18 protein-coding genes and 1 pseudogene are annotated in these 24,859 nt (G+C 72.5%); 14 read left to right on the plus strand and 5 right to left on the minus strand.

Annotated elements, in window-relative coordinates:
* Window positions 1-239 precede the first annotated feature (239 nt).
* Window positions 240-656, plus strand: a complete 417-nt coding sequence (gene icmB / locus LGI35_RS26905; protein WP_100594811.1) for a coenzyme B12-dependent isobutyryl CoA mutase small subunit — start codon at window positions 240-242, stop codon at window positions 654-656.
* Between the two features lie 124 nt (window positions 657-780).
* Here the strand turns inward: icmB and LGI35_RS26910 are convergent, their stop codons facing one another.
* Window positions 781-2,430 carry a DUF5691 domain-containing protein gene (locus LGI35_RS26910; protein ID WP_227296843.1) on the minus strand — a complete coding sequence of 550 codons (1,650 nt, stop codon included), beginning with the start codon at window positions 2,428-2,430 and terminating at the stop codon, window positions 781-783.
* 62 nt (window positions 2,431-2,492) lie between these two features.
* Window positions 2,493-3,890: an SWIM zinc finger family protein gene (locus LGI35_RS26915; protein WP_227296844.1), complete on the minus strand. Its 1,398-nt coding sequence runs from the start codon at window positions 3,888-3,890 to the stop codon at window positions 2,493-2,495.
* Between the two features lie 179 nt (window positions 3,891-4,069).
* Between LGI35_RS26915 and LGI35_RS26920 the strand changes: the two genes are divergently transcribed.
* The 7 genes from LGI35_RS26920 to sucD all read left to right on the plus strand — a co-directional run bounded on the left by LGI35_RS26920 (window position 4,070) and on the right by sucD (window position 14,082).
* Window positions 4,070-5,209, plus strand: a complete 1,140-nt coding sequence (locus tag LGI35_RS26920; RefSeq protein WP_227296845.1) for an ATP-binding protein — start codon at window positions 4,070-4,072, stop codon at window positions 5,207-5,209.
* Window positions 5,206-7,605 carry a DUF5682 family protein gene (locus tag LGI35_RS26925; protein ID WP_227296846.1) on the plus strand — a complete coding sequence of 800 codons (2,400 nt, stop codon included), beginning with the start codon at window positions 5,206-5,208 and terminating at the stop codon, window positions 7,603-7,605. The genes LGI35_RS26920 and LGI35_RS26925 overlap by 4 nt, the downstream gene beginning before the upstream one ends.
* Window positions 7,605-8,807 carry a VWA domain-containing protein gene (locus LGI35_RS26930; RefSeq protein ID WP_227296847.1) on the plus strand — a complete coding sequence of 401 codons (1,203 nt, stop codon included), beginning with the start codon at window positions 7,605-7,607 and terminating at the stop codon, window positions 8,805-8,807. Before LGI35_RS26925 ends, LGI35_RS26930 begins: the two co-directional genes overlap by 1 nt.
* A 497-nt stretch (window positions 8,808-9,304) precedes the next feature.
* Window positions 9,305-9,973 (plus strand): hypothetical protein, encoded by a 669-nt coding sequence (locus tag LGI35_RS26935; protein ID WP_227300773.1) that lies wholly within the window; start codon window positions 9,305-9,307, stop codon window positions 9,971-9,973.
* Between the two features lie 149 nt (window positions 9,974-10,122).
* Window positions 10,123-11,508 (plus strand): hypothetical protein, encoded by a 1,386-nt coding sequence (locus LGI35_RS26940; RefSeq protein WP_227296848.1) that lies wholly within the window; start codon window positions 10,123-10,125, stop codon window positions 11,506-11,508.
* A 489-nt stretch (window positions 11,509-11,997) separates the two neighbouring features.
* Window positions 11,998-13,179 (plus strand): ADP-forming succinate--CoA ligase subunit beta, encoded by a 1,182-nt coding sequence (gene sucC / locus LGI35_RS26945; RefSeq protein ID WP_116510889.1) that lies wholly within the window; start codon window positions 11,998-12,000, stop codon window positions 13,177-13,179.
* Window positions 13,180-13,200: 21 nt separating this feature from the next.
* Window positions 13,201-14,082, plus strand: a complete 882-nt coding sequence (sucD, locus tag LGI35_RS26950) for a succinate--CoA ligase subunit alpha (protein WP_116510887.1) — start codon at window positions 13,201-13,203, stop codon at window positions 14,080-14,082.
* A gap of 112 nt (window positions 14,083-14,194) precedes the next feature.
* Here the strand turns inward: sucD and LGI35_RS26955 are convergent, their stop codons facing one another.
* Window positions 14,195-15,373 carry a helix-turn-helix domain-containing protein gene (locus LGI35_RS26955; protein WP_227296849.1) on the minus strand — a complete coding sequence of 393 codons (1,179 nt, stop codon included), beginning with the start codon at window positions 15,371-15,373 and terminating at the stop codon, window positions 14,195-14,197.
* 254 nt (window positions 15,374-15,627) lie between these two features.
* Here LGI35_RS26955 and LGI35_RS26960 point away from each other — a divergent pair.
* Window positions 15,628-16,746 (plus strand): annotated as a pseudogene (locus LGI35_RS26960) (cell division protein PerM); the annotation flags it as partial.
* Window positions 16,747-17,221: 475 nt separating this feature from the next.
* Here the strand turns inward: LGI35_RS26960 and LGI35_RS26965 are convergent.
* On the minus strand, window positions 17,222-18,040 hold the full coding sequence (locus LGI35_RS26965) for a hypothetical protein (RefSeq protein ID WP_227296850.1): 819 nt from the start codon (window positions 18,038-18,040) through the stop codon (window positions 17,222-17,224).
* A 213-nt stretch (window positions 18,041-18,253) separates the two neighbouring features.
* Here LGI35_RS26965 and purN point away from each other — a divergent pair, with 213 nt between their 5' ends.
* Window positions 18,254-18,919 carry a phosphoribosylglycinamide formyltransferase gene (gene purN / locus LGI35_RS26970; protein ID WP_227296851.1) on the plus strand — a complete coding sequence of 222 codons (666 nt, stop codon included), beginning with the start codon at window positions 18,254-18,256 and terminating at the stop codon, window positions 18,917-18,919.
* Window positions 18,916-20,478 carry a bifunctional phosphoribosylaminoimidazolecarboxamide formyltransferase/IMP cyclohydrolase gene (purH, locus tag LGI35_RS26975; protein ID WP_227296852.1) on the plus strand — a complete coding sequence of 521 codons (1,563 nt, stop codon included), beginning with the start codon at window positions 18,916-18,918 and terminating at the stop codon, window positions 20,476-20,478. Before purN ends, purH begins: the two co-directional genes overlap by 4 nt.
* A gap of 238 nt (window positions 20,479-20,716) precedes the next feature.
* Here the strand turns inward: purH and LGI35_RS26980 are convergent, their stop codons facing one another.
* The gene (locus tag LGI35_RS26980; protein ID WP_227296853.1) at window positions 20,717-21,343 is read right to left on the minus strand and encodes a hypothetical protein; all 627 of its coding nucleotides are present in this window, start codon (window positions 21,341-21,343) and stop codon (window positions 20,717-20,719) included.
* Window positions 21,344-21,578: 235 nt separating this feature from the next.
* Between LGI35_RS26980 and LGI35_RS26985 the strand changes: the two genes are divergently transcribed.
* The 3 genes from LGI35_RS26985 to LGI35_RS26995 all read left to right on the plus strand — a co-directional run bounded on the left by LGI35_RS26985 (window position 21,579) and on the right by LGI35_RS26995 (window position 24,681).
* Window positions 21,579-22,442: a bifunctional methylenetetrahydrofolate dehydrogenase/methenyltetrahydrofolate cyclohydrolase gene (locus LGI35_RS26985; protein WP_227296854.1), complete on the plus strand. Its 864-nt coding sequence runs from the start codon at window positions 21,579-21,581 to the stop codon at window positions 22,440-22,442.
* Between the two features lie 34 nt (window positions 22,443-22,476).
* Entirely contained in the window at window positions 22,477-22,899 is a 423-nt protein-coding gene (locus LGI35_RS26990) for a DUF3017 domain-containing protein (protein WP_323182876.1), read from the plus strand.
* A 642-nt stretch (window positions 22,900-23,541) separates the two neighbouring features.
* The gene (locus tag LGI35_RS26995; protein ID WP_227296856.1) at window positions 23,542-24,681 is read left to right on the plus strand and encodes an XRE family transcriptional regulator; all 1,140 of its coding nucleotides are present in this window, start codon (window positions 23,542-23,544) and stop codon (window positions 24,679-24,681) included.
* Window positions 24,682-24,859 lie beyond the last annotated feature (178 nt).

A 24,859-nucleotide genomic window follows, 5' to 3' on the forward strand; every position in this document is an offset into this window, starting at 1 on the left:
CGGCGGCGGTGTGGTGCGGCTGTCTCTTTGCGGCTCCCCTGGCGCCGGTGGCCCCCGTATGCGGCTTCTGAGCCGCCTGCGGCGGCTGTGGCGCGCAGCGAACGTGTCCCATCGTGTGATTTCCCCCTCGCTCCGCACCGCGAAACGGCCGGTTGCGGGATGCTGTCGATAACGTTCGTTCACTTCCCGGGTACGCATCAGGTCAGGTATCGGGTAGAAGTCGCTTCATGGAGGCAGTGATGGGTGTGGCAGCCGGTCCGATCCGCGTGGTGGTCGCCAAGCCGGGGCTCGACGGTCACGATCGTGGGGCCAAGGTGATCGCGCGGGCGCTGCGCGACGCCGGTATGGAGGTCATCTACACCGGCCTGCACCAGACGCCGGAGCAGATCGTCGACACGGCGATCCAGGAGGACGCCGACGCGATCGGTCTCTCGATTCTCTCCGGGGCGCACAACACGCTCTTCGCGCGCGTCATCGAGCTCCTCGTGGAGCGCGACGCCGCGGACATCAAGGTGTTCGGCGGCGGGATCATCCCCGAGGCGGACATCGCTCCGCTCAAGGAGAAGGGTGTCGCGGAGATCTTCACGCCGGGCGCCACGACGGCGTCGATCGTGGACTGGGTCAACGCGAACGTCCGCCAGCCTGCCGGGGCTTGATCCCTCCGATCCCTCGCGGGTGAGGGCGCAGGGGCGCCGGTTCGGTGCGTGGGTCGCGCTCCGCCCGAACCGGACAGTCCCCCTTGCCCCTGCCCTGCCCTGCCGCGCCGGGTACCTCCAGCGCTTACGTCCCTCTCAACTCGTCGCGCATCGCCCGTCGCAGGCGCAAGGTGCTGACCAGGCGCTGGAACGCTTCCGACCAGTAGCCGCCGGCTCCGGGGGCCGCGTCCTCCGGTTCGTCCGGGGTGGCGGTGAGGCCCTCCAAGCGGGACGCCTCCGCGGGATCCAGGCAGCGTTCGGCCAGGCCCATGACGCCGCTGAAGCTCCAGGGGTAACTGCCCGCATCCCGCGCGATGTTCAGCGCGTCGACCACTGCCCGCCCGAGTGGCTCGGCCCACGGCTGGGCGCAGACCCCGAGCAGCTGGAACGCCTCGGACAGGCCGTGCGTCGCGATGAACCCCGCCACCCACTCGGCGCGTTCGCCGTCGGGCAGCGCGCCGAGGAGCTTTGCCCGTTCGGACAGCGATACGGCGCCGGGGCCTCCGGCATCCGGTGACGCGGGAGCGCCCAGGAGCGCGCGCGACCACACGGCGTCCCGCTGGCGCACCGAGGCCCGGCACCACGCGGCGTGCAGTTCGCCCTGCCAGTCGTCGGCCACGGGCAGCGCGACGATCTCTTCCGGGGTGCGGCCCCCGAACCGCGCGGTCCAGCCCCCGAGCGGCGTCGCCTCGACCAACTGGCCCAGCCACCAGGACCGTTCACCCCGGCCGGTCGGCGGCTTGGCGACGACGCCGTCGCGCTCCATGCCCGCATCGCACTCGTGCGGCGCCTCGACGGTGATCGTCGCCGCGCCCTGGGTACGGTCGACGGCGACGCAGGAGGCGGCGCGCGACGCCATCCGGGCCGCGAGTGCCGAGCCCGGGAGCGCCGAGAGCAGCTCCGCGGCGGTGGCCCTGACGTTGCGGCTGCGGTCGGACAACGCCTGTTCCAGGAACGGCTCATCGGCGTCGGCAAGCCCCGACCGCAGCGAGTCGAGGAACATCAGCCGGTCCTCGGCCCGCTCGGCGGACCAGGTGGAGGCGAGCAGTTCGCGGGCCGCTGCTGGGCTGTGCGCGCGTACGGTCGCCAGGAGCGTGACCCGCTCGGCGAACAGGCCCTCCTCCCAAAGACGTTGCACGTCGGCCGCATCCCCGGGTGCCGGGAGCGCCGTGCCGCCGCCGGGGGTGAAGCGCAGCGCGAACTTCCAGTCCGGGTTCAGCCGAGCCAGCCACAGCGCGCGCGGGCCGGCGAACGCGAGCGCCTGCGGCCGTAGATCTGTGCGCCCGCGGGCCGCGTCGAGGAGCGCGGGCAGGAGATCCGTAGGCGCCGCGTACCCCTTTTCGTTGGCCCCGGCCAGCCACTGGGGCAACAACTCCATCAGGTCGGGGGCCGTTCCACGGCGGCCGCCTCCGGCGCCGGGGCGGTCGGTGAGCAGCATCGCGAGTCTGCGTCGCGCGGGGGCCGGGAGCGGGGGCCGCGGGTCGTCCGCCGCCCGTGCGGGGGGTGCGGCAGCGGGCGCGGGCCGCAGCCCGGCCCGCCGCCGCACGGTCTGTACGGCGGCGGCGTCGAGCAGCGCGATGGGTGCGTCGGCGCCGGGCGAGTGCCCTGGTGGCGTCCGCCGGTCTGTTCCGAGCAGGGCCACGGTGACCAGCTCTTCCCATGGGTCGCCGATGGCGGTGGTGGCGGTGGTGCTGGTGCTCGTGGCCGTAGTGTCGGCGGTCGAAGGTCCGTTCATGTCGCTCCTCTCCATGGAATGGGTCCGCATGGTTGTCTCCGTCGGCTTCGTCGTCCGGCTCGTCAGCACAGCGCCACTGCTTCCCCTGTGCCCTCGGGCCAGGCAGTGAGAGGGGTGAAGCCTCGGTGGCCGCATTCGCCGAAGACGGTGACCGGGGCTCCGCCGGACAGCGCGGCCAGCCGCCACAGCCCGGGACCCGACGCCGCCTTCGGGGCGATCGGAACCGCCAGTCGTTCCGCAGTCGCTCCCACCGCATTCGGCTGTTCCAAGTCGTCTTCGGCATCCGCCAGTTGCCAGCCGCCGCTCGCCTCGTCCGGGGTCGGTATGACCCGGCTCAGCGTCACCGGCCACGAATCCAGCCATGGGTCGCGGCCGAGCGCGTCCCCGTAGCGCGCCGCCGCCTCCGCCACACCTGCCCCCTTGGGTCGTACGGGACTTGGGGCGGGAGCCGTGAACTGCTCGCCCAGATCGGCGCGGAGCTGACCGTCTCCCGCGTACCCGGAGAGCTCGGCGTCCAGCGCGAGGCCGACCGGCAGCGAGAGCGCCGGGGCACGGCCCGCCGCCCCATAGGAGAGGAGGAGCGCCGTGTGGCCGGACTCCGTCCCGTGCAGCCATATCCGGCGTGTGGTGAGCCGGCTGTCGGCCGTGTCGTACTGCGCCAGGACCAGCCACCGGTCCCGGGCGGGCCGCCCGTCCGCCGATGACGGCAGCCCGATGCGGGAGCGGACCGTCGCCGCGAGTCCGGCGGGGAGCAGGTCGCGGCGCAGCCAGCCGCGGTCGAGGAGGTGCAGCAGCGCGCATTCCTCCAGGAGTCGCATCGGCCAGCCGGGACCGGACGCGGGTATCGCTCCCAACTCCCTCACGCGTGCTGCCAGTCCGGGCGCCTGCGCGTCCACCATGCGGGCCGCGGTCTCCTCCCACATCCCGTAACCGGCCTGCTCGGCCGAGGCGAGGCCGCCGCGCAGCAGGTCCGCGAGCCGCTGCTCCAACTCGCTCGCGCCCGCCGTGACCCGCTCGGCGCGGCGCTCGGCCCTGCGGCGCGCGGCCTCGGGATCGGCGGCGGTGCCCCCGGCCGCATCCGTCTCCCGCTTGGTCTGCGCCCGCTTCCTGCGCCCTTCGGCCCACTGCTCCGCCCAGTCCGGAAGCGTCTGCGCGTCCGGCACCGAGCCGTCCGCCCCCGCCCACAGCAGGAGCAGCCCGAGCGCGTGCTTGCACGGGAACTTACGGCTCGGGCAGCTGCACTTGTAGGCCGGTCCCGCCGCGTCCGCGACATCCACGACCGTCTGATACGGCTTGCTGCCACTGCCCTTGCAGAGCCCCCACACCATCCCCTCGCCCGAACTTCCCGCCTCCGACCACGGTCCGGCGACGCCGAGTTTGCTTCCCGCCTTGCGTGACGGGGCGTCAGGCGCCAGTGCCAGCACCTGGTCCGCCGTCCAGCGCACCCCCTGCTGAGTCATGTTCTCGAAGGTAGGTCCCGCCACTGACAATCGCCGGTGGAGCGGGTGTCGGCGCAGGTCAGAGGCGCGCGACCGGTGATTGTCAGTGGCGTGGTGCACGGTGGAGTCACATCCCGGCCGAGTGCTCGGGATGTGCCGGACGTGCCGGTTGAGCCCGGCCGAAATCGAGGGGGATCGCCATGACCGTGTCCGTCGAACCGACCGAGAAGAGCGTCGCGTCCGCGGGGGATCAGCCAGCCGCGCAGGCGCTGCGGCCGCATGCCGAAGACGCCTTCGCGGTCGAACTCGCGGCGCTGGCCGCTCAGGACGACCGGCCGCGCCCGGAGCGCTGGCGCCTCTCGCCATGGGCCGTCGCCACATATCTGCTCGGCGGGACGCTGTTCGACGGGACCGTCATCACACCGAAGTACGTGGGGCCGCGCCGCATAGTGGAGGTCGCCGTCACCACGCTCGCGACGGACCGCGCCCTGCTGCTGCTCGGCGTGCCGGGCACCGCGAAGACCTGGGTCTCCGAGCATCTCGCGGCGGCCGTCAGTGGCGACTCGACGCTGCTCGTCCAGGGCACGGCGGGCACCCCCGAGGAGGCGATCCGGTACGGGTGGAACTACGCGCGGCTGCTCGCGCACGGCCCCAGCCGCGATGCCCTCGTGCCCAGCCCCGTCATGCGCGCCATGTCCGAGGGCATGACGGCCCGGGTCGAGGAGCTGACCCGCATCCCGGCCGACGTGCAGGACACGCTGATCACGATCCTGTCGGAAAAGACCCTGCCGATACCGGAGTTGGGCCAGGAGGTGCAGGCCGTCAGGGGCTTCAACCTGATCGCCACGGCGAACGACCGGGACCGGGGGGTCAACGACCTGTCGAGCGCGCTGCGCCGCCGCTTCAACACCGTGGTGCTTCCGCTGCCCGAGAGCGCTGAGGCGGAGGTCGACATCGTCTCGCGCCGCGTCGACCAGATCGGCCGATCCCTCGACCTGCCGGCCGCTCCGGACGGTTCGGACGAGATCCGCCGCATCGTCACGGTCTTCCGCGAGCTGCGCGGCGGCGTCACCGAGGACGGGCGCACGAAGCTGAAGTCGCCGAGCGGCACGCTGTCCACGGCAGAGGCGATCTCCGTCGTGACGAGTGGGCTCGCGCTGGCCGCCCACTTCGGGGACGGGGTGCTGCGACCGTCGGACGTCGCTGCGGGCATCCTCGGCGCCGTCGTCCGTGACCCGGCCGCGGACCGGGTGATCTGGCAGGAGTACCTGGAGGCCGTGGTGCGTGAGAGGGACGGCTGGAAGGACTTCTACCGCGCGTGCCGTGAGGTGAGCGTATGAGCGAGCGGGGGAGGGGGCCGCTGCTGCTCGGGGTGCGTCATCACGGGCCCGGTTCGGCCAGGGCCGTGAGGGCCGCGCTCGACGCGGCCGGTCCGGGTGTCGTCCTGGTCGAGGGGCCGCCCGAGGCGGACGCGCTGGTGTCGCTCGCCGCCGACGAGGACATGGTGCCGCCGGTCGCGCTGCTGGCTCATGTCGTGGACGAGCCGGGGCGTTCCGCGTTCTGGCCGCTGGCCGATTTCTCCCCGGAGTGGGTCGCGATCCGCTGGGCCCTGGAGCGGGACGTGCCGGTCCGTTTCATCGACCTTCCGGCGGCGCACAGCCTGGCCCTGCGTGAGCCGGCCGTGACGCCGGACGACCCCGAGGGGGGCGAGGAGCGGGGGGAGGACCACGGCGGGGAGGACGTCAGGGAGGCGATGCGTGTCGATCCGCTCGCCGTACTCGCCGAGACCGCGGGACACGACGACCCGGAGCGCTGGTGGGAGGACGTCGTCGAGCACCGGGCCGGCGCGGGGGACGCGTTCGCGCCGTTCGAGGCGCTCGGCGAGGCGATGGGGGCGCTGCGGGAGGAGTACGGCGACGGGGGGCACGAGCGGGATCTCGTGCGGGAGGCCTATATGCGCCTTCAACTGCGTTCCGCGCAGAAGGAGTTTGCGGACCGGGTCGCCGTGGTGTGCGGTGCGTGGCATGTTCCGGCGCTGCGCGTGAAGACGACCGTCGCCGCAGACCGGGCCGTCCTCAAGGGACTGCCCAAGGTCAAGGTCGACATGACCTGGGTGCCCTGGACGCACCGCCGTCTCGCGCGGGCCGGGGGATACGGGGCGGGCATCGACTCGCCCGGCTGGTACGGGCATCTGTTCAGCGCCCCGGACCGGCCCGTCGAACGCTGGATGACCAAGGTCGCCGGGCTGTTCAGGGACGAGGACAGGATCGTGTCGCCGGCGCACGTCATCGAGGCGGTGCGGCTGGCCGAGACGCTCGCCGCGATGCGGGGCCGTCCGCTGGCGGGGCTGACCGAGGCGACGGACGCGATCCGCGCCGTGATGTGCGAGGGGTCGGACGTCCCTCTGTCGCTCGTCCACGACAAGCTCGTCGTGGGGGACGTGCTCGGGGAGGTCCCGGACGCGGCGCCCGCGGTGCCGCTGCAACGCGACCTCACGCGGCTCCAGCGCTCCCTGCGGCTCAAACCGGAGGCACTGGAGCGGGAGTTGGAGCTCGACCTGCGCAAGGAGAATGACGCGGCGCGCAGCCGGCTCCTGCACCGGCTCCGCCTCCTCGACGTCGGCTGGGGCGAGCCGGCGCGGTCCGTGCGCGGCTCCACCGGCACGTTCCGGGAGACCTGGCGGCTGCGCTGGGAACCCGAGCTGTCCGTGCGTGTCGCCGAGGCGGGGATCTGGGGCACGACCGTGCTCTCGGCCGCCACCGCCAGAGCCGAGGCGGACGCGATCGGCGGACAGGCCCTCGCCGACGTCACGGCCCTCGCCGAGCGCTGCCTCCTCGCCGAACTGCCGCAAGCCCTCCCGGTGGTGATGCGCGTACTGGCCGACCGCGCCGCGATGGACACGGACGTCGGCCATCTCGCCCAGGCCCTGCCCGCCCTCGTCCGCTCCCTGCGCTACGGCGACGTGCGGGGCACGGACACCCAGGCACTGAGCGAGGTCGCGGCCGGTCTCGCCGAGCGGGTCTTCGTGGGCCTGCCACCCGCGTGCGCGGGGCTCGACGGGGACGCCGCGGCCGAGATGCGCGGGCATGTGGACGCGGTCCACGGGGCGGTGGGGCTGCTGGAGGACGGCGGGACGGCCGGACACCGGGGCCGCTGGCACTCCGTGCTGCGGGTCCTCGCCGCACGCGACAGCGTGGCCGGTGTGATCCGGGGGCGGTGCGCGCGGCTGCTCCTCGACGACCAACAGCTGGCCGGGGGCGAGGCCGCGCGGCTGATGGGACTCGCCCTCTCACCGGGCACCGGGCCCGCCGAGGCCGCCGCCTGGATCGAGGGGTTCGTCGGCGGGGGCTCCGGCGGGCTGCTCCTCGTACACGACGAGCGGTTGCTCACGCTCGTCGACGACTGGCTGACGGGCGTCTCCGCCGATGCGTTCACGGACGTACTGCCGCTGCTGCGCCGCACGTTCTCCGCCTATGAATCCGGTGTGCGTCGCACGCTGGGCGAGCTGGTGCGGCGCGGGCCCGCGGGGGCGGGACCCACGGCGGCCGTGGGCACGGCACCGCCGGGGTTCGCGCCCGGCCTCGACCAGGCGCGCGCGGACGCGGTGCTGCCCGTTCTGCGGCTGCTGCTCGGGATGGACGACGCGGACGCCGACGCCACATCCGGCTCCGGATCCGGCTCTGATGCCGGTGCCGGTTCCGGCCGGGGTGACAACGACCTTGTGGGGGTGGCCTGATGGCGGTCGACCAGGTGGACGAGCTCAGCGGGGGAGCCCGGGGCGAGCGGATGCGGCGCTGGCGGCTCGTGCTCGGCGGGGACGAGGCGGACGGCACCGGCTGCGCGCTCGGCGGCCAGGACGCGGCGATGGACGGCGCCCTGACCGCGCTCTACGGGAGAGGGGACAAGAAGGAGGGGCGGGGGCGCGACCGTTCGGCCGGCCTCGGGGCGTCCGCGCCGTCCGTGGCGCGCTGGCTCGGCGACATCCGGACGTACTTCCCGTCCTCCGTCGTCCAGGTCATGCAGCGCGACGCCATCGACCGCCTCGGCCTGTCCGCGCTGCTGCTCGAACCGGAGATGCTGGAAGCGGTCGACGCCGACGTGCACCTCGTCGGCACGCTGCTCTCCCTCAACAAGGCGATGCCGGAGACGACGAAGGAGACCGCACGCGCCGTCGTGCGCAAGGTCGTCGAAGACCTGGAGAAGCGTCTCGGCACCCGGACCCGGGCGACGCTCACCGGCGCGCTCGACCGCAGCGCCCGTATCAACAGGCCCCGCCATCACGACATCGACTGGAACCGCACGATCGCGGCCAACCTCAAGAACTATCTGCCGGAGTACCGCACGGTCGTCCCCGAGCGGCTCATCGGATACGGCCGCGCGTCCCAGTCGGTGAAGAAGGAGGTCATCCTCTGCATCGACCAGTCGGGCTCGATGGCGGCGTCCGTCGTCTACGCCTCCGTGTTCGGCGCCGTGCTGGCCTCGATGCGGTCCATCGACACGAGGCTCGTCGTGTTCGACACGGCCGTCGTCGACCTCACCGATCAGCTCGACGACCCGGTCGACGTCCTGTTCGGCACGCAGCTCGGCGGCGGCACCGACATCAACAGAGCGCTCGCGTACTGCCAGTCGCAGATCACCCGTCCCGCCGAGACCGTCGTCGTCCTCATCAGTGACCTCTACGAAGGGGGTATCCGGAACGAAATGCTGAAACGGGTCGCCGCGATGAAGGCGTCGGGAGTGCAGTTCGTCACGTTGCTCGCACTGTCCGACGAGGGGGCACCCGCGTATGACAGGGAGCACGCGGCGGCGCTCGCGGCCCTGGGAGCACCGGCCTTCGCGTGCACGCCGGATCTCTTCCCGGAGGTGATGGCGGCGGCGATCGAGAAGCGGCCGCTGCCGATACCGGACGCCGGGATCCCGTCGAACGGGAGGCCGTAAATCCGGACATGACTACCCATCGGTAACAGGGGGCTTGCGCAACCTCGGGCGTCCCGTGCAAGGATCGGCCCGGCTGTTCTCATCCCCGCGCCCACGCGTCCCGCGTCCCCGCGCCCCTCGTACAGGAGGGTTCCCCCACCTTGACTTCCCCGATCGCTCTGCCTGTTGCCGCTCCGCGCGTCGTGCGCGCAGCGGCCGGGCGGCGTGCGCTGAACGTGGCGCTCCGGGTGATGTTCCTTGCGGGCGGCCTGATCGTGTTGGGGCTGCTGTGCGGGGGAAGGGCGCATGCGGCGGAGGGAGTTCTGCCGCCGACGGAGGCCGCGGGCGAGCAGACGGTTCACACAACCGTTCACGCAACCGCCGACGCGACCGCCGACGCAACGGCTCACGCGCCGGTTCACGCGTCCGTCCCCGAACGGGCGGCACATCAGCGGGCGGTACACCACACGCCTCCCGCCACCGGTTCCCGAGCAGTCGGGGCCGTGCGGGAGCAGGCCGTGGAGCCCGTCAGGAAGCGCGTGGTCGAGCCCGTCCGGACCCGTGTGGCCGAGCCGCTCCCGACCCAGGTCGCCGCACCCGCCGTACGAGAGGTACGCGACGTGCGGGGAACGGTTCGGGACACCGTGCGGGAAGAGGTCCGGGAAGTGGGTGAGTTCGCCGGAGGGATCTTGGGCGAGCTCGCCGACGAGGCTCCGCCGCGGTTCCTGCCCGCGCCGCCGTCGATGCCGGGTCTGCCCGGCATCCCGGGCCGGCCCGGCGAACCCGGCACCCCCGGTCCGGCAGGGGACGGAGCCCACGCGGCACCGGCACCGAGCGCCGGAACCCGTGCGGTCGCCGGGCACAGTCACGTCAAGCGGCACGGCAAGCGAGAGGTGACCGAAGCCGTCGGCGACATGTTCGCCCCGGCGGGCGCCAACGCCGTACCCGCACGGACCCCGGCCACCAAGGCGGCCGGAACCTCGACTCCCGCCCCCGCCCCCGCGTTCCCCAGCGGCAGCGCGGTCGGGCAGTCGGCGGGGGACGGCAGTTCGACGCGGCACTCCGATCTCGCCGCGGCAGCCTTCGGCAGCGGCGCCACGGCCCGGCTGCTGCCCGGGGCGACGGCGTCCTCCCACGCCGCGCCCACCCGCGACAGGCACCGAGACATCCCCGAATTCCCCGGCTAGGGCAGCCCGTTCCCCGCACGTGACCTGCCGCGCGGGGGCGGCACAGGTCTGCCCGCCGACCGGACCACTCCGGCCGGACGCCGCCGGCCCACCGCTGGACCGCTCCAGCGCCGGACCGGACATGAGAATTCGAAGGATCTGACGCAAGCATGAACAAGAACATCCGCCGTTCCATCGTGATAGCCGCCGGCGTCTCCGGTGCGTGGGCGCTCGGCTCCGCCGTCGCCAGCGCCGACGAACTGCCCGCCCACTCCGTGGCGGTGCCGGACCTGGCCGGTGACGTGGTCGCCGATGTGCAGGGCACGGTCTCCCACGTCCAGGGCACCGTCGACGACGTCACCCACGGCACCGTCGGTTCGGTCACCGGCAAGGCCCAGGACACCGTGGCGGGCGTGACCGGCCAGGCCCGGACGACCGCGTCCGGCGCCGCCTCCACGGTCTCCGGAACCGTCTCCGGCACCGCCGCCAAGGCCGCTCCCCAGGCCGGTCCGGCCGTCACCGGCGCCCAGGGCACCGTCCGGCACGCCGACGCCCGGGTCGAGGCGGCCGCCGCGCACGCCAAGCAGCAGGCCCGCACCTACGTCGAGGGCGTCACCACCGTCGCCGACACCGCCCGCACCGCCGCCGCCCGCGCCGTGCACGCCCACACCGCCGGGGTCCCGAACGTGTCGGCCGACGCCGTCGCGCAGAACGCCGGCGACCGGGCCGCAGCCGTCCAGGACGGTGCCGCCCAGGAGATCGACTACCTGTTCGGCCCCCTGTCCGCGTTCGCCCCCGACGTCGACCGCACGGTGACCGGCGCGCAGGGCCGGGTCCAGGGCGCCACCGCTCAGGTCCAGGGCATCGCCGCCCAGGCGTACGGCACCGCGGCGCAGGTCCCGGGCCACGCCCAGAACGTCCCGGCCACCGCCTCCGGTGCCGTGGGCGGAGTGACGACCGCCGCCGGTCCCGTCGTCGACGAGACCTCGGCCGCGGTGCTTCCCCCCATCGCCGCGACCGCCGTGCACGGCGTGGTCCCGGTCGCCGGACAGGCCGTCGGTGACGTCGGCACGCTCGCGGGCGGTGCGGTCGGTGACGTGACGCCGTTCGCCGGTGGCGTCGTCGGCCACGTCACGCCGTTCGCGGACGGGGTCGTGGGCCAGGTCCAGCCCTTCGCGCAGTCGGTCGTCGCGGACGACGTGACGCCGTTCACGGGCGGGGTCGTCGGCGCGGTCCAGCCCCTCGTCCAGGCCGTGTACGACCAGGTGCAGCCGGTCGTGCAGGGTGTCGGCGGCAGCGCGACGTACCTGGCGCAGGGGGTCGTGGGCGACGTCGCGCCGTTCGCCGGCGGTGTGGTCGGCGACGTGACGCCGTTCGCCGGCGGGGTCGTCGGTGAGGTCTCGCCGTTCGCGCAGAACCTGACCGGCACGGTCGGCGCCGACGCGCAGCCGCTCGCCGGGAACGCGGTTCAGGGTGTCCAGGGTGTGGCCGCCTCGGTCGCCCCCAGCTACCTGACGAACGCCACGGACGCCGCCGCCAACGGCCTCGGCATCTGAGGTTCCGCAACTGAGAAGTCCGCCTCCGCAACCGCGGAACGCGTCGGCGGACCGAAGCAGGCGGACTGAATACGTCGTCTGCGGGCATCCGGGGACCGGAGTGACAGGCCGGGGCCCGGCCCGGCAGATGGCGGCGGGTGGTCCTCATTGGGGTGAGGATCACCCGCCCGGGCCCTTCCCGGTCCGGCGGCAGGGCTCTCCAGGTCCTCCCACCGGGTCTTTCAGGGGCTCTCAGGGGCCCCACCGGGCGTACCCCAGGCCGGTGGGGCCCCGCTCTGTGACTGTTATCACCGCTCAGGTGTGATCTGCGATTTAGGGACCCCGGGCGAGCGGCGATAACCTGCGAGACGGACATGCCGCGTACCGGACTCCGTCCTACGCCTCCCTTGTGACAGCGCAGTCACGTTGCCCTTCGCGGCACGCCCACGCAGACAGCTGACCACAAAGCAGCGAGATCGCAGCGAGATCACGGAAAAGGGACGGACGCGCGTGGACCTGTTCGAGTACCAGGCGAGGGACCTCTTCGCCAAGCACGGTGTACCGGTGCTGGCCGGTGAAGTCATCGACACGCCTGAGGCGGCGCGCGAGGCCACCGAGCGACTGGGCGGCAAGTCGGTCGTCAAGGCGCAGGTGAAGGTCGGCGGCCGTGGCAAGGCAGGCGGCGTCAAGCTCGCCGCCACCCCGGACGAGGCCGTCGCCCGCGCGACGGACATCCTCGGGATGGACATCAAGGGCCACACGGTCCACAAGGTGATGATCGCCGAGACCGCTCCGGAGATCCTCGAGGAGTACTACGTCTCGTACCTCCTCGACCGCACCAACCGCACCTTCCTCGCCATGGCGTCCGTCCAGGGCGGCGTGGAGATCGAGGTCGTCGCGGAGGAGAACCCCGACGCCCTCGCGAAGGTGCCGGTCGACGCCAACGAGGGTGTCTCCAAGGAGAAGGCCCAGGAGATCGTCGCCAAGGCGAAGTTCCCGGCCGAGGTCGCCGACCAGGTCGCCGACATCCTCGTCACCCTGTGGGACACCTTCATCAAGGAGGACGCCCTCCTCGTCGAGGTGAACCCGCTCGCCAAGGTCGCCTCCGGCAAGGTCATCGCCCTTGACGGCAAGGTCTCTCTCGACGAGAACGCGGACTTCCGCCAGCCCGAGCACGAGGCGCTCGAGGACAAGGACGCAGCCAACCCGCTCGAGGCTGCCGCCAAGGCCAAGAACCTCAACTACGTCAAGCTCGACGGCGAGGTCGGCATCATCGGTAACGGTGCCGGTCTGGTCATGTCGACCCTGGACGTCGTCGCGTACGCCGGTGAGAACCACGGCGGCGTGAAGCCGGCCAACTTCCTCGACATCGGTGGCGGCGCGTCCGCCCAGGTGATGGCGAACGGCCTGGAGATCATCCTCGGCGACCCGGACGTCAAGTCCGTGTTCGTCAACGTCTTCGGCGGCATCACCGCCTGTGACGAGGTCGCCAACGGCATCGTGCAGGCCCTGGCGCTCCTCGCCGACAAGGGCGAAGAGGTCACCAAGCCGCTGGTCGTGCGACTCGACGGCAACAACGCGGAGCTGGGTCGCAAGATCCTCAGCGACGCCAACCACCCGCTCGTCCAGCGTGTGGACACCATGGACGGCGCGGCCGACAAGGCCGCCGAGCTCGCCGCGGCTGCGAAGTAAGGAAGAGGGACTCAGACCACCATGGCTATCTTCCTCACCAAGGACAGCAAGGTCATCGTCCAGGGCATGACCGGTGCCACGGGCATGAAGCACACCAAGCTCATGCTCGGTGACGGCACGAACATCGTCGGCGGCGTGAACCCGCGCAAGGCCGGCACCTCCGTCGACTTCGACGGCACCGAGGTCCCGGTCTTCGGGACGGTCAAGGAGGCCATGGAGGCGACGGGCGCCAACGTGTCCGTCCTCTTCGTGCCGCCGGCCTTCTCCAAGGCCGCCGTCGTCGAGGCGATCGACGCCGAGATCCCCCTCGCGGTCGTCATCACCGAGGGCATCGCCGTCCACGACTCCGCCGCCTTCTGGGCGTACGCGAAGTCGAAGGGCAACAAGACCCGCATCATCGGCCCGAACTGCCCCGGTCTCATCACCCCGGGCCAGTCGAACGCCGGCATCATCCCGGGCGACATCACGAAGCCGGGCCGCATCGGCCTGGTCTCGAAGTCCGGCACGCTGACGTACCAGATGATGTACGAGCTCCGTGACATCGGCTTCTCGTCCGCCGTCGGCATCGGTGGCGACCCGGTCATCGGTACGACGCACATCGACGCTCTCGAGGCGTTCGAGGCCGACCCCGACACCGACCTGATCGTGATGATCGGCGAGATCGGCGGCGACGCCGAGGAGCGTGCGGCGGACTACATCGCCAAGCACGTCACCAAGCCGGTCGTCGGCTACGTCGCGGGCTTCACCGCCCCCGAGGGCAAGACGATGGGTCACGCGGGCGCGATCGTGTCCGGCTCTTCTGGCACCGCACAGGCCAAGAAGGAGGCCCTCGAGGCCGCCGGCGTGAAGGTCGGCAAGACGCCGACCGAGACGGCCAAGCTGGCGCGCGAGCTGCTCTCGTAGTTCCGCCACCTGCCTGACATCAGTGGGCCCGCACCCTTCCGGGGGTGCGGGCCCACTGTCGTTCGCCCGTGCGGGAAACCGTGAGAGAAGCCCGTACGGGAAGCCCGTGGGGTCAGTCGACCTCGGGGGCGAGGCGGTGCGGGCCGCTCTTTGTCGACTTGTGCAGCTTGTCGCGCAGCTTCTTGTCCGCTTGCGAGAGCGGTCCCGGCCCCGTCCTGAGCGGTACGCCGCTGATCATGGCGCCGGGGGCGGGAACGGGTTCGTAGCGGGTCGGGGCGGTGCGCAGCGTGAGGGCCGTCGCGCCGACGATCAGGACGGTGAAGGCGATGGCCGAGCGGGTCCAGAACCGGGTCCGGCGCTCGCCGTCGGTGCGGACGAGGGTCGACTTGGGGGCCTGGAGCTTCTCGGCGCCCGCGAGTTCGGTCAGCCGCCGGTGGAGCTGGTCGGGCACGGCGAGGGCGGGCAGCCGCTCGGCGACGGCCTCCCGCGCGTGGAGCAGCCGCTGCGCCGCCGCGGGCGTGGTGGCCTCCGTCTCGGCCGCGGTCTCGGGCAGATCGAGCCCGACGCCGTCGTAGAGGAGCAGGGTGCGGCGGTAGGAGGACGGCAGGCTCAGGAGTACGTCGAGCAGCGCGCGGTGGTCGGCGTCGGCGGGCGGCGCCTCGGGGTTCCGGTGGCTCGGGCGGAGCCGGTGCCAGGGCGACATGGCGTACTCATACGCGGCGGCCCTGACCCAGCCGGCGGGATCGCGGTCCACGGCGACCTCGGGCCAGCGCTGCCAGGCGAGCTGAAAGGCGCGCTCCACGGACTCCCTGGCGAGGGTGCGGCGGCCGGTGAGGAGGTAGGCCTGGCGAACCAGGCCGGGGGCCGCGTGGGCGTAGAGCCGGTCGAAGGCCTCCGTGGCGCCGTTCGACTCCGCCGGGTCGGGGCTCTCACCCGCTTCGGCCTCGGCCGCGGGCCGCACCCACCCGACGCCGCGCTCCTGGCCCCGGTCGAGCGGGGCGGAGTCCCAGTTTCCGACGGATCGTCTGCTCCGGACGGGCGCTGCCGTGGCGGTGGCCACGGACTCGGCGGCGGCCGGTGCTTGTGCGTCCGCCTCGACGCTCGCCAGCAACTTCGCGTAGGTCTCCCTCTTGCGGCCTCTCGGCGTGCTGCGTCCGGATTCCCATGCGCGGACCGTTTCGCGGGTGACGCCTACTTCCGCGGCGACCTGAGCCTGGGTCAGCGACTTCGACTCGCGGAGCCTGCGGCGCTCGTTGGGGGCCGGCAGCGGGGAGGGAGGGCTCTGCGTCATAGGGAACTCCACACACCCTTTCGCATGAAAAACTACATAAACGTATCTTGAGCGACACATCCGGTCTTCGCCTGTTGCGCGACTAATGTGTGTGTCATTGGGAGCATGGCCGCGTGACCCAAATGACCGACCGCGGCCTGTCGTTGCCGCTCCTGCTCTCCCGCGTGCGTGACCGCTCCCCGGGGCCTGCCGCCTGCTTCTTCGGCGGGGTCCTCGCGGCCGGGCTGGGGCTCGGCTCGTCCGCCGTGCTCGTCATGGTGCTGTGGATCAGTTCGCCCTATCCGGACAGCGGTCCCGGGGGTGCCCTGCACGCCGCCGCCGCGCTGTGGCTGCTCGCGCACGGCGCCGAGGTCATCAGGACGGACACGCTCTCCGGGACCCCGGCGCCGATCGGTGTCGCGCCACTGCTCCTTCTGGTGCTTCCGGTGTGGCTGCTGCACCGTGCGGCGCGTGACGCGGTGGAGGGCGAGGACGACGGGGACGCCCCGCGGATGGCCTGGTGGACGGCGTGGTGCGGGGTCGTGGCCGGGTATCTGCTGGTGGGCGGCGGCGCCGCGTTCTACGCGTCGGGCGGTGAGTTGCGGCCGGCCTGGCCGAGCGTCACCGCGCATCTGACGCTTGTCGCCGTGGCCGCCGCGGGCGCCGGCATCTGGACGGCCCACGGCCGCCCGAGCGCCCCGCTGCCCGCACCCCTGCGCCATCGTCTCGACGCCCTCCCGGCCGGCAGGCGTGAGGCGTTCCTGCGACGTGTGCTGCCGGTCGCCGCGCGGGCCGCGGCCGCCGGGGCGCTCGTGCTCGTGGCGGGCGGCGCGCTGGTCGTGGCGGCGTCGGCGGTGTGGCACACGGGCGCGATGCGGCATTCGTTCGAGCAGATGACGGACGTGTGGTCGGGGCGGCTCGCGGTGCTCCTGCTGGCCGCCGCGCTGGTGCCGAACGCGGCGGTGTGGGGCGCCGCGTACGCGCTCGGGCCCGGCGTCACGCTCGGCGGGGGAAGCGTGGTCGGGCCGCTCGGTGTGTCGTCGGGGCCGATGCTGCCCGCGTTCCCGCTGCTCGCGGCGGTGCCGGAAGCGGGACCCGGGTCGCCGCTCAGCTGGTCGGCGGGGGCGGTGCCGGTCGTGTCCGGGCTGACGGTGGCGTGGTTCGTGGCGGGGGCGGCGGCGCCCCGGCACGGGGAGCGGGACGAGGCGTGGTCACGGGGGAGTACGGCACTGGCGGTGGCCGTCGCGGCGGTGCTGTGCGGGCTGTTCCTCGCGGGGCTCGCGGCGGCGGCCGGCGGGCCGATGGGCGTCGCGGCACTCGCGGAGTTCGGGCCCGTGGGGTGGTTGACGGGGCTCGCGGCGACGGGGTGGACGGCGCTGGTGGGGCTGCCGGTGGTGCTGGGACTGCGGGCCCGGCGGGTCAGGGTGCCGCGCGATGAACGGATCGGTGAGCCGATCGAGGGACGGGTCGGTGAGGCGCTCAAGGGGCAGGCCGGGGAACCGCTCGAGGAGCGGGCCGGGGAACCGCTCGAGGAGCGGGCCCCGTCGTGGTGGCGGCGCCCCCGGATTCCGTCCCCGAAGAGCTGGCTGCCGCGTCGGAGCGGGGAGGGGGCGACTCGGGCCGGGAAGGCGGAGTCGGCCGACGCCGCCTTCGAGCCGTACGACTTCTTCCCCGCGGACCCGTTCACCGCGGATCCCTTCCCGGGCGGGCCCTGGCCGGTCGAGGCCACGAGGGAAGCGCGCTGGGCAGCGCTCAAGGAGGCGTCGGACACGAGCAGGGACACGGGCCCGGACGAGGGTGCCGAGGGGAGCGGAGGCGCGGCCCCCGAAGAACCGCGCCCGCAGGACCCGTCCTAGTCGCGGTCGCGTCCTAGTCGCGCGTGCCGAGCAGGGGGCGCAGTTCCTTCGGGAGCTTGTCGTTGCACGCCTTCTGGGACGCGCTGGTCAGCGCGTCGTTCACGCACGTGTAGTAGTCGCTGTAGACCAGCTGTGCCGTGAACGTGGCGGCGACCAGTGCCAGGGCGAGGGACCCGGTGACCAGGCCGCTGACGGCCGCCGTGGTCTGCGGTCTCGATCCGGTGCCGGGTCCCGTGGGGGCCGGGGCGTCCGGGTTCGGCTTGCGGGGCTTGGCGCGCAGGGCGCTGACGCCCCAGTACAGGGCGAGCGCGCCGAGCAGCAGTGCCACGTAAGGCCAGCTGAACAGGGCGAAGAAGAAGCCCCACATGCCGGAGAGCAGGGCGTAGCGCGCGCGGCGCTGGGCCGGGTCCGTCGGGTCCCAGCGCATGCCGGAGCCGGGTCCCTGAGGACCTTCGGGTCCGCCTTGGCCGCCGGGACCACCGCCCTGGCGGGGGCGGTCGCCGAAGCCGCCGCCCTGGGCGCGGCCCGGCTGCCGGTCGCTCCACTGGCCGCCCCACGGGTTCCGGCCCCCGCCCGACCCGTCGCCCTGCCCGTCCTGGCCGCCCTCGGGGCGGCGCGGCTGCCACGGGCGGTCGGGCGAGCCCTCGGGCGGCGCCGCGAACGGGTTGTCGTCATGGGAGGGCTTGGAGGACTTGGGCGACTCGGGGGACTTGTCGGCGGAATCGGAGGACTTGGGCGGTGTGTCCTGGGGCGGAGGAGGCGTGGGACGGCCTTCGCGCAGCAGGGTCGAGCCGGCGGGCAGCAGCGGCAGGCGGAGGCTTCGGTCCGGCATCAGGTGTGCGTCTTCCCCTAGGTCGATCGTGGCGCGGCTGCGGGCGAGCCCGTCCTGAAGTGAACGTCCCGCGAGCGGGCGGCGTTCCTTCGGTCGGCGAATCCGCCACAGACGCTACCTTCCGGCCGCGCCCCCGTCCCGTGGGGGCCGCTCCATGTGCCGGTATCGTTGCTGACGGTCGACCGCTTCGTAGAGTTCCCCGTATCGGGAACCATGAAGCCTTTGTGCGACCGTACAAACGCACTCCCGAGAAAGGCCCTCGCTGTGGCCAAGCGGCTCGTCGTGCTGGTCTCCGGATCAGGCACGAATCTGCAGGCTCTGCTCGACGCCCTCGCGGCCGAGGGCGCGGAGGGTTACGGCGCCGAGATCGTGGCCGTCGGCGCCGACCGTGACTCCATCGCCGGGCTCGAGCGCGCCGAGCGCGCCGGCCTGCCCACCTTCGTCTGCCGGGTGAAGGACTTCGCCACCCGCGAGGAGTGGGACCGGGCGCTCGCCGAGGCCACGGCGGCGTACGAGCCGGACCTCGTGGTCTCGGCCGGGTTCATGAAGATCGTGGGCAAGGAGTTCCTCGCCCGGTTCGGCGGGCGGTTCGTGAACACGCACCCCGCCCTGCTCCCCAGTTTTCCCGGGGCCCATGGTGTGCGCGACGCGCTCGCGTACGGCGCCAAGGTCACCGGATGCACCGTCCACTTCGTCGACGACGGCGTCGACACCGGCCCGATCATCGCTCAGGGCGTGGTCGAGGTCCGGGACGAGGACGACGCGAGCGCTCTGCACGAGCGCATCAAGGAAGTCGAGCGCAGGCTGCTCGTCGATGTCGTGGGGCGTCTGGCCCGCAACGGCTATCGCATTGAGGGACGAAAGGTAGTTATCCAGTGACCGCCGAGAGCAACAAGCGGCCCATTCGCCGGGCGCTCGTCAGCGTCTACGACAAGACCGGTCTGGAAGACCTCGCGCGCGGGCTGCACGAGGCGGGCGTGGAGCTGGTGTCGACCGGCTCGACCGCTGCGAAGATCGCCGCCGCCGGGGTTCCCGTCACCAAGGTCGAGGAGCTCACGGGCTTCCCCGAGTGCCTCGACGGGCGCGTCAAGACGCTGCACCCGAAGATCCACGCGGGCATCCTCGCCGACCTGCGCCTGGAGGACCACCAGCGCCAGCTCGCCGAGCTCGGCGTGGAGCCCTTCCAGCTCGTCGTCGTGAACCTGTACCCCTTCAAGGAGACCGTCGCCTCGGGCGCCACTCCCGACGAGTGTGTCGAGCAGATCGACATCGGCGGCCCCTCGATGGTGCGTGCCGCCGCCAAGAACCACCCGTCGGTGGCCGTCGTCACCAGCCCCGCCCGGTACGCCGACGTCCTCTCGGCCGTCCGCGACGGCGGCTTCGACCTGACCGCGCGCAAGCGTCTCGCCGGTGAGGCCTTCCAGCACACGGCGGCGTACGACGTCGCGGTGGCGTCCTGGTTCGCCGACGGCTACGCGGCCGCCGACGAGAGCGGCTTCCCCGAGTTCCTCGGCGCGACGTACGGGCGCAAGAACGTCCTGCGCTACGGCGAGAACCCGCACCAGGGCGCCGCCCTCTACGTCGACGGCACCGGCGGTCTCGCGGAGGCCGAGCAGCTGCACGGCAAGGAGATGTCGTACAACAACTACACGGACACGGACGCCGCGCGCCGTGCCGCGTACGACCACGAGGACCCGTGCGTCGCGATCATCAAGCACGCCAACCCCTGCGGCGTCGCGGTCGCGTCGAGCGTCGCCGAGGCGCACCGCAAGGCGCACGCCTGTGACCCGGTCTCCGCGTACGGCGGTGTGATCGCCGTGAACCGTCCGGTCACCAAGGAGATGGCCGAGCAGGTCGCGGAGATCTTCACCGAGGTCATCGTCGCGCCCGAGTACGAGGACGGCGCGCTCGAGGCCCTCACCAAGAAGAAGAACATCCGCGTGCTGCGTGCCCACCGTGGCCCGTCGGCGGTCGTCGAGACGAAGCAGATCGACGGCGGCGCGCTCCTCCAGGTCACCGACCGCGTCCAGGCCGACGGCGACAACCCGGCGAGCTGGACCCTCGCCACGGGCGACGCGCTGTCCCCGGGCGAGCTCGACGAGCTGGCGTTCGCCTGGAAGGCGTGCCGCGCGGTGAAGAGCAACGCGATCCTGCTGGCCAAGGACGGTGCCTCGGTCGGCGTCGGCATGGGTCAGGTCAACCGCGTCGACTCCTGCAAGCTGGCCGTGGAGCGCGCGGGCGCGGAGCGGGCGCGTGGCTCCTTCGCCGCGTCGGACGCGTTCTTCCCGTTCCCGGACGGGCCGCAGATCCTGATCGACGCGGGTGTGAAGGCGATCGTCCAGCCCGGCGGCTCCATCCGTGACGAGCAGGTCATCGAGGCCGCGAAGAAGGCGGGCGTGACGATGTACTTCACCGGCACGCGCCACTTCTTCCACTGAGCGGACCCCTCGCACACGGCCGCGGGCCGTGCCTTCCCCTGTGAAGGCACGGCCCGCGGCCGTTCTTTTCGTAGAACTTCGCGACGGTGCCGGGCGTCCGGTTGTTCGTAGGGGCCGAAGTTCGTGCCGCCCGCCGTCATGCCCGCCCACACGGCGAAGGGCCGCGCTCCCCCTGTGACGGGAGAGAGCGGCCCTTACGGATGCAGGGCGGGAAGCCTCTGGTTCGCCGCGAACTCGATCAGTAGCGCGGGCGGTTGAACCAGGTGGTCGCGGCGCTGTTCACCATGGAGCCGAGGATGATGCCGGCGATGGCGAGCGAGATGAGTCCGCCGAAGGTCGCCGAACCGCCGCCGCCGTTGATGGTGTTCACGAGACCGCCGATGATCATCAGCGACGCGTAGACGATCGTCGTGATGCGGATGCCGCTTCCGCCGTTCTTGAACTTGACGCCCAGGAAGATCGACAGGGCGCCGAGGGCCACCATGAGGGCCGCGATGAGGAAGCCGAGCCCGGCCAGCGTGTCCGTGGCGTCACCGGAGCCGACGCCGTTGGACACGTCCTGTGCCGCGCCGACCGCGATGCCCGCGATGATGCCGAAGAGGAGCTGGAAGCCGGCGAGGATGAACAGGAGCACGCGCGCGGTCTTCATCAGGCCGGGCATCTCGATCGGCATGACATTGCCGCCGGGGAAGCCGGGGTACGCGGGCTGGCCCTGCGGGTAGCCGTAGCCGGGCTGCTGCGGGGGCTGGCCCTGCGGGTAGCCGTAGCCGGGCTGGCCCTGGGGAGCCTGGGGCGCCTGCGGCGGGTAGCCGGGCTGCTGACCCTGCGGCGGACCGTAGGGGTTGTTCGGGTCGCCGAAACTCATGGCTTTTTCCTCCGTTGCCTTAGTGCGGGGACAACGCGCGGCACCAAGTGGAGGAAAGGTCTACAGAGCGGTCGTCCCCCCGGTACTGCCCGCGGCACTGTTGCCGCTCATGGTTCTTTAGGTGCGGCTTATTTGTCCAGCCGCATTCCGTATGCGTTGTGGAAGTGCAACAACGGTGATCAAGCTGGGACGCCCGGATTGGAACCGGGGCGGTCCCATCCGCGAAGATGGGGGCATGACCGCCCAGATTCTCGATGGCAAGGCCACCGCAGCCGCGATCAAGTCCGATCTGTCCGCCCGCGTGGCGGCCCTGAGGGAGAAGGGCGTCACGCCCGGCCTCGGCACCGTCCTGGTCGGTGAGGACCCGGGCAGCCAGAAGTACGTCGCGGGCAAGCACCGCGACTGCGCCCAGGTCGGCATCGCCTCCATCCAGCGCCACCTGCCGGCCACCGCCACGCAGGAGGAGATCGAGGCGGTCGTCCGCGAGCTCAACGAGGACCCCGCCTGCACCGGCTACATCGTCCAGCTCCCGCTGCCCAAGGGCATCGACGAGAACCGCATCCTGGAGCTGATGGACCCGGCCAAGGACGCGGACGGCCTGCACCCGATGAACCTCGGCCGCCTCGTCCTGAACGAGCCGGCGCCGCTGCCCTGCACCCCCTTCGGCATCATCACGCTGCTGCGCGAGCACGGCGTGGAGATCAACGGCGCGGAGGTCGTGGTCGTCGGCCGCGGCGTCACCATCGGCCGCCCGATGCCGCTGCTGCTCACCCGCAAGTCCGAGAACGCGACCGTCACCCAGTGCCACACCGGCACTCGTGACCTGGCGGCCCACCTCAAGCGCGCCGACATCGTCGTAGCCGCCGCGGGCGTCCCGCACCTGATCAAGCCCGAGGACATCAAGCCGGGCGCCGCCGTGCTCGACGTCGGCGTCTCGCGCGACGAGAACGGCAAGATCGTCGGCGATGTCCACCCGGGCGTCACCGAGGTCGCCGGGTGGATCTCCCCGAACCCGGGCGGCGTCGGCCCCATGACCCGCGCCCAGCTCCTCGTGAACGTCGTCGAGGCCGCCGAACGGAACGCGAACGGTGTCGGCTGACGCCGGCGCCGGCACCCCGGAAGGCACGAAGGGTGTGGTGTCGGCCCCGGACGCCGAAGGAAAGCCGCGGCGCGTCTCGCGCCGGTTCCCGCTCTTCACCAGGGACACCGCGCGCCCCGAGGGCGGCGGCCGCGCGGCGCCGGGCGACGCCCCGGCCCCGGCGCGGCAGTGGCCGATCCTCGCGGTGATATCGCTGGTGGGCCTCGGACTGCTGCTCACCGCGTTCGACGTGTTCCGCGTCGGGACGCTGCTGATCGGCGTCGCCCTGATCGGCGGTGCGGTGCTGCGCTGGACGCTCCCGTCCGTGGGCATGCTCGCGGTGCGCTCCCGTTTCACCGACATGGTGACGTACGGGTTCCTGGGCGTCGTCATCGTGCTGCTCGCGCTGATGGTGGAGCCGCATCCCTTGCTGGTCATCCCGTTCCTGAACGACACGCTGCACTTCACGATCAGCTGAGACCCGCAGCGCACGCACCAAGGCGGCGCCCGTCCTCTCCCCCGAGGGAGGACGGGCGCCGCCGGTCTTTGGGGTCCGGGTCGTCCACGTGGGCCTCGCCCTCGCCGTGGAGATCTCCTCGCCGTGGTCATCAGAGTCATGGACGCGTCAGGTGTCCTTCAAGGTTGAGCGGGCCGCTGTGGCACGGAAGTGACCATTCCGCCACGGTGTGCGAGGACGGCAACGATCGGTCCGCCGGACGCTTGCCGTAATGCGCCATTCCTCCTGTGTCGAAGTGTGTTGATGTATCGACAAGTTCGCGGATTTACCGTCTGTTGCCCCAACAGCGGGGTTAACGTGGGCAATCGGGACGGTCCGGGGCGACCCAGGCGCTGAGCTGGGGAGTTCGGGGTTCCGCGCGGGGTGAGGGACCCCGATGGGACACTGGACCGTGGGTCTCCGGTTGTGCAACGGTGCGCGCCGGTGGGCCGAACGCCGTCGAATGCCCCCGTGCGCCCCCGCCTCCGGAACTGACATCCTGGCTTCGCGCATCCCACTGGGTAGCCAGAGTGGGCCGGCGAAGCCGACGCCGGCCGAGGTCGGCGCGAGGGGTGGGCGCGGCGCGGGGGATCAGGGCACGTACGGGGGGAATAGGGGGAAGCAATGCCTCGTTGGAGGGCGCTACCGGATGAACTCGACCCGCAGGTCAGGGAGTTCGCAAGCCAGCTCCGCAGGCTCGTCGACCGCAGCGGACTGAGCATCGCCGCGGTCGCGGACCGCACCGGGTACAGCAAGACGTCCTGGGAGCGGTATCTGAACGGCCGGCTGCTCGCGCCCAAGCGCGCGATCGTGACCCTGGCCGAGGTGACGGGTACCAATCCGGTCCACCTGACCACCATGTGGGAGCTCGCGGAGCGCGCCTGGAGCCGCTCCGAGATGCGTCACGACATGACGATGGAGGCGATACGGATCTCCCAGGCGCGCGCAGCGCTCGGGGAGTTCGGACCTACGGCCACGAAGAACGGCAAGAACGGCAGCGCGGGCGGCGGCAGCAGGACGGCGGCCAGGCCGTCCGGCGGCGGCGCGACCGGCGTCGCGGGGCCCGCGGGCGTCGCACCGACCGTGCCGCCACAGGGGCAGGCTCCCCTGGCGGACTCGCTGCCGTACGGGGGCGCGAGGGAGCAGGGGTTCCGTCCGGGTGAGCGCGCCGGGGGAGGCGTTCCGCACGCGGACGGGGCGGGGGCCCACGCGGGCGGCGGGAGCGGACCGGCCGGGCAGCCGGGGACCGGCGGCGGCTCGCCGGACCGGCAGCGGCGCAAGCGCCGGCTGACCATGTTCCTCGCGGGCGTCGTGGGCGCGCTCGTCGTCATCGCCGCGGCCCTGTACCTCACGGACGCGGGCAAGGGTGAGGCGGAAGACAACGCGAAGCCGGAGGCGACGCCGACCAGCAGCGCCCCCGAACTGCCCGCGGGAGTTCAGTGCAGCGGCAAGGACTGCACCGGCAAGGACCCCGAGGCGATGGGCTGCGGCGGCGAGTTCGCGCGGACCACGGACTCCGTGCTCGTCGGCCAGGCCAAGATCGAGGTCCGCTACAGCAAGACGTGCGGCGCCGCGTGGGCGCGCATCACGCAGGCGGCGCCGGGCGACGAGGTCCGGATCCAGCAGGCCGGCACGACCGGTGTGCAGAAGGGCACGGTCAACGCGGACCTCGACGCGTACACCCCGATGGTGGCCGTCACGAAGGCGAGCGAGGCGAAGGCCTGCGCGACGCTGAAGGCCGGCCAGAAGGGCTGCACGCAGTAACGGCGGAGGCGTCGCGAAATTCGATGCGACATGGGGGGCATGCCTGCCCCGGTCCGGGGCAGGCGGAGCAGTACCCCCACGGGAGTCGTCACCAAGTGGCACCCCCCACAGGCGGCCGTCTGCCCACCTCTCCCGAGCAGGCGGCCGCTTGCCGTTGCGTCACCTCTCGCGTCGCGAC

It is taken from the genome of Streptomyces longhuiensis (assembly GCF_020616555.1).
GTDB classification, from domain to species: domain Bacteria; phylum Actinomycetota; class Actinomycetes; order Streptomycetales; family Streptomycetaceae; genus Streptomyces; species Streptomyces longhuiensis.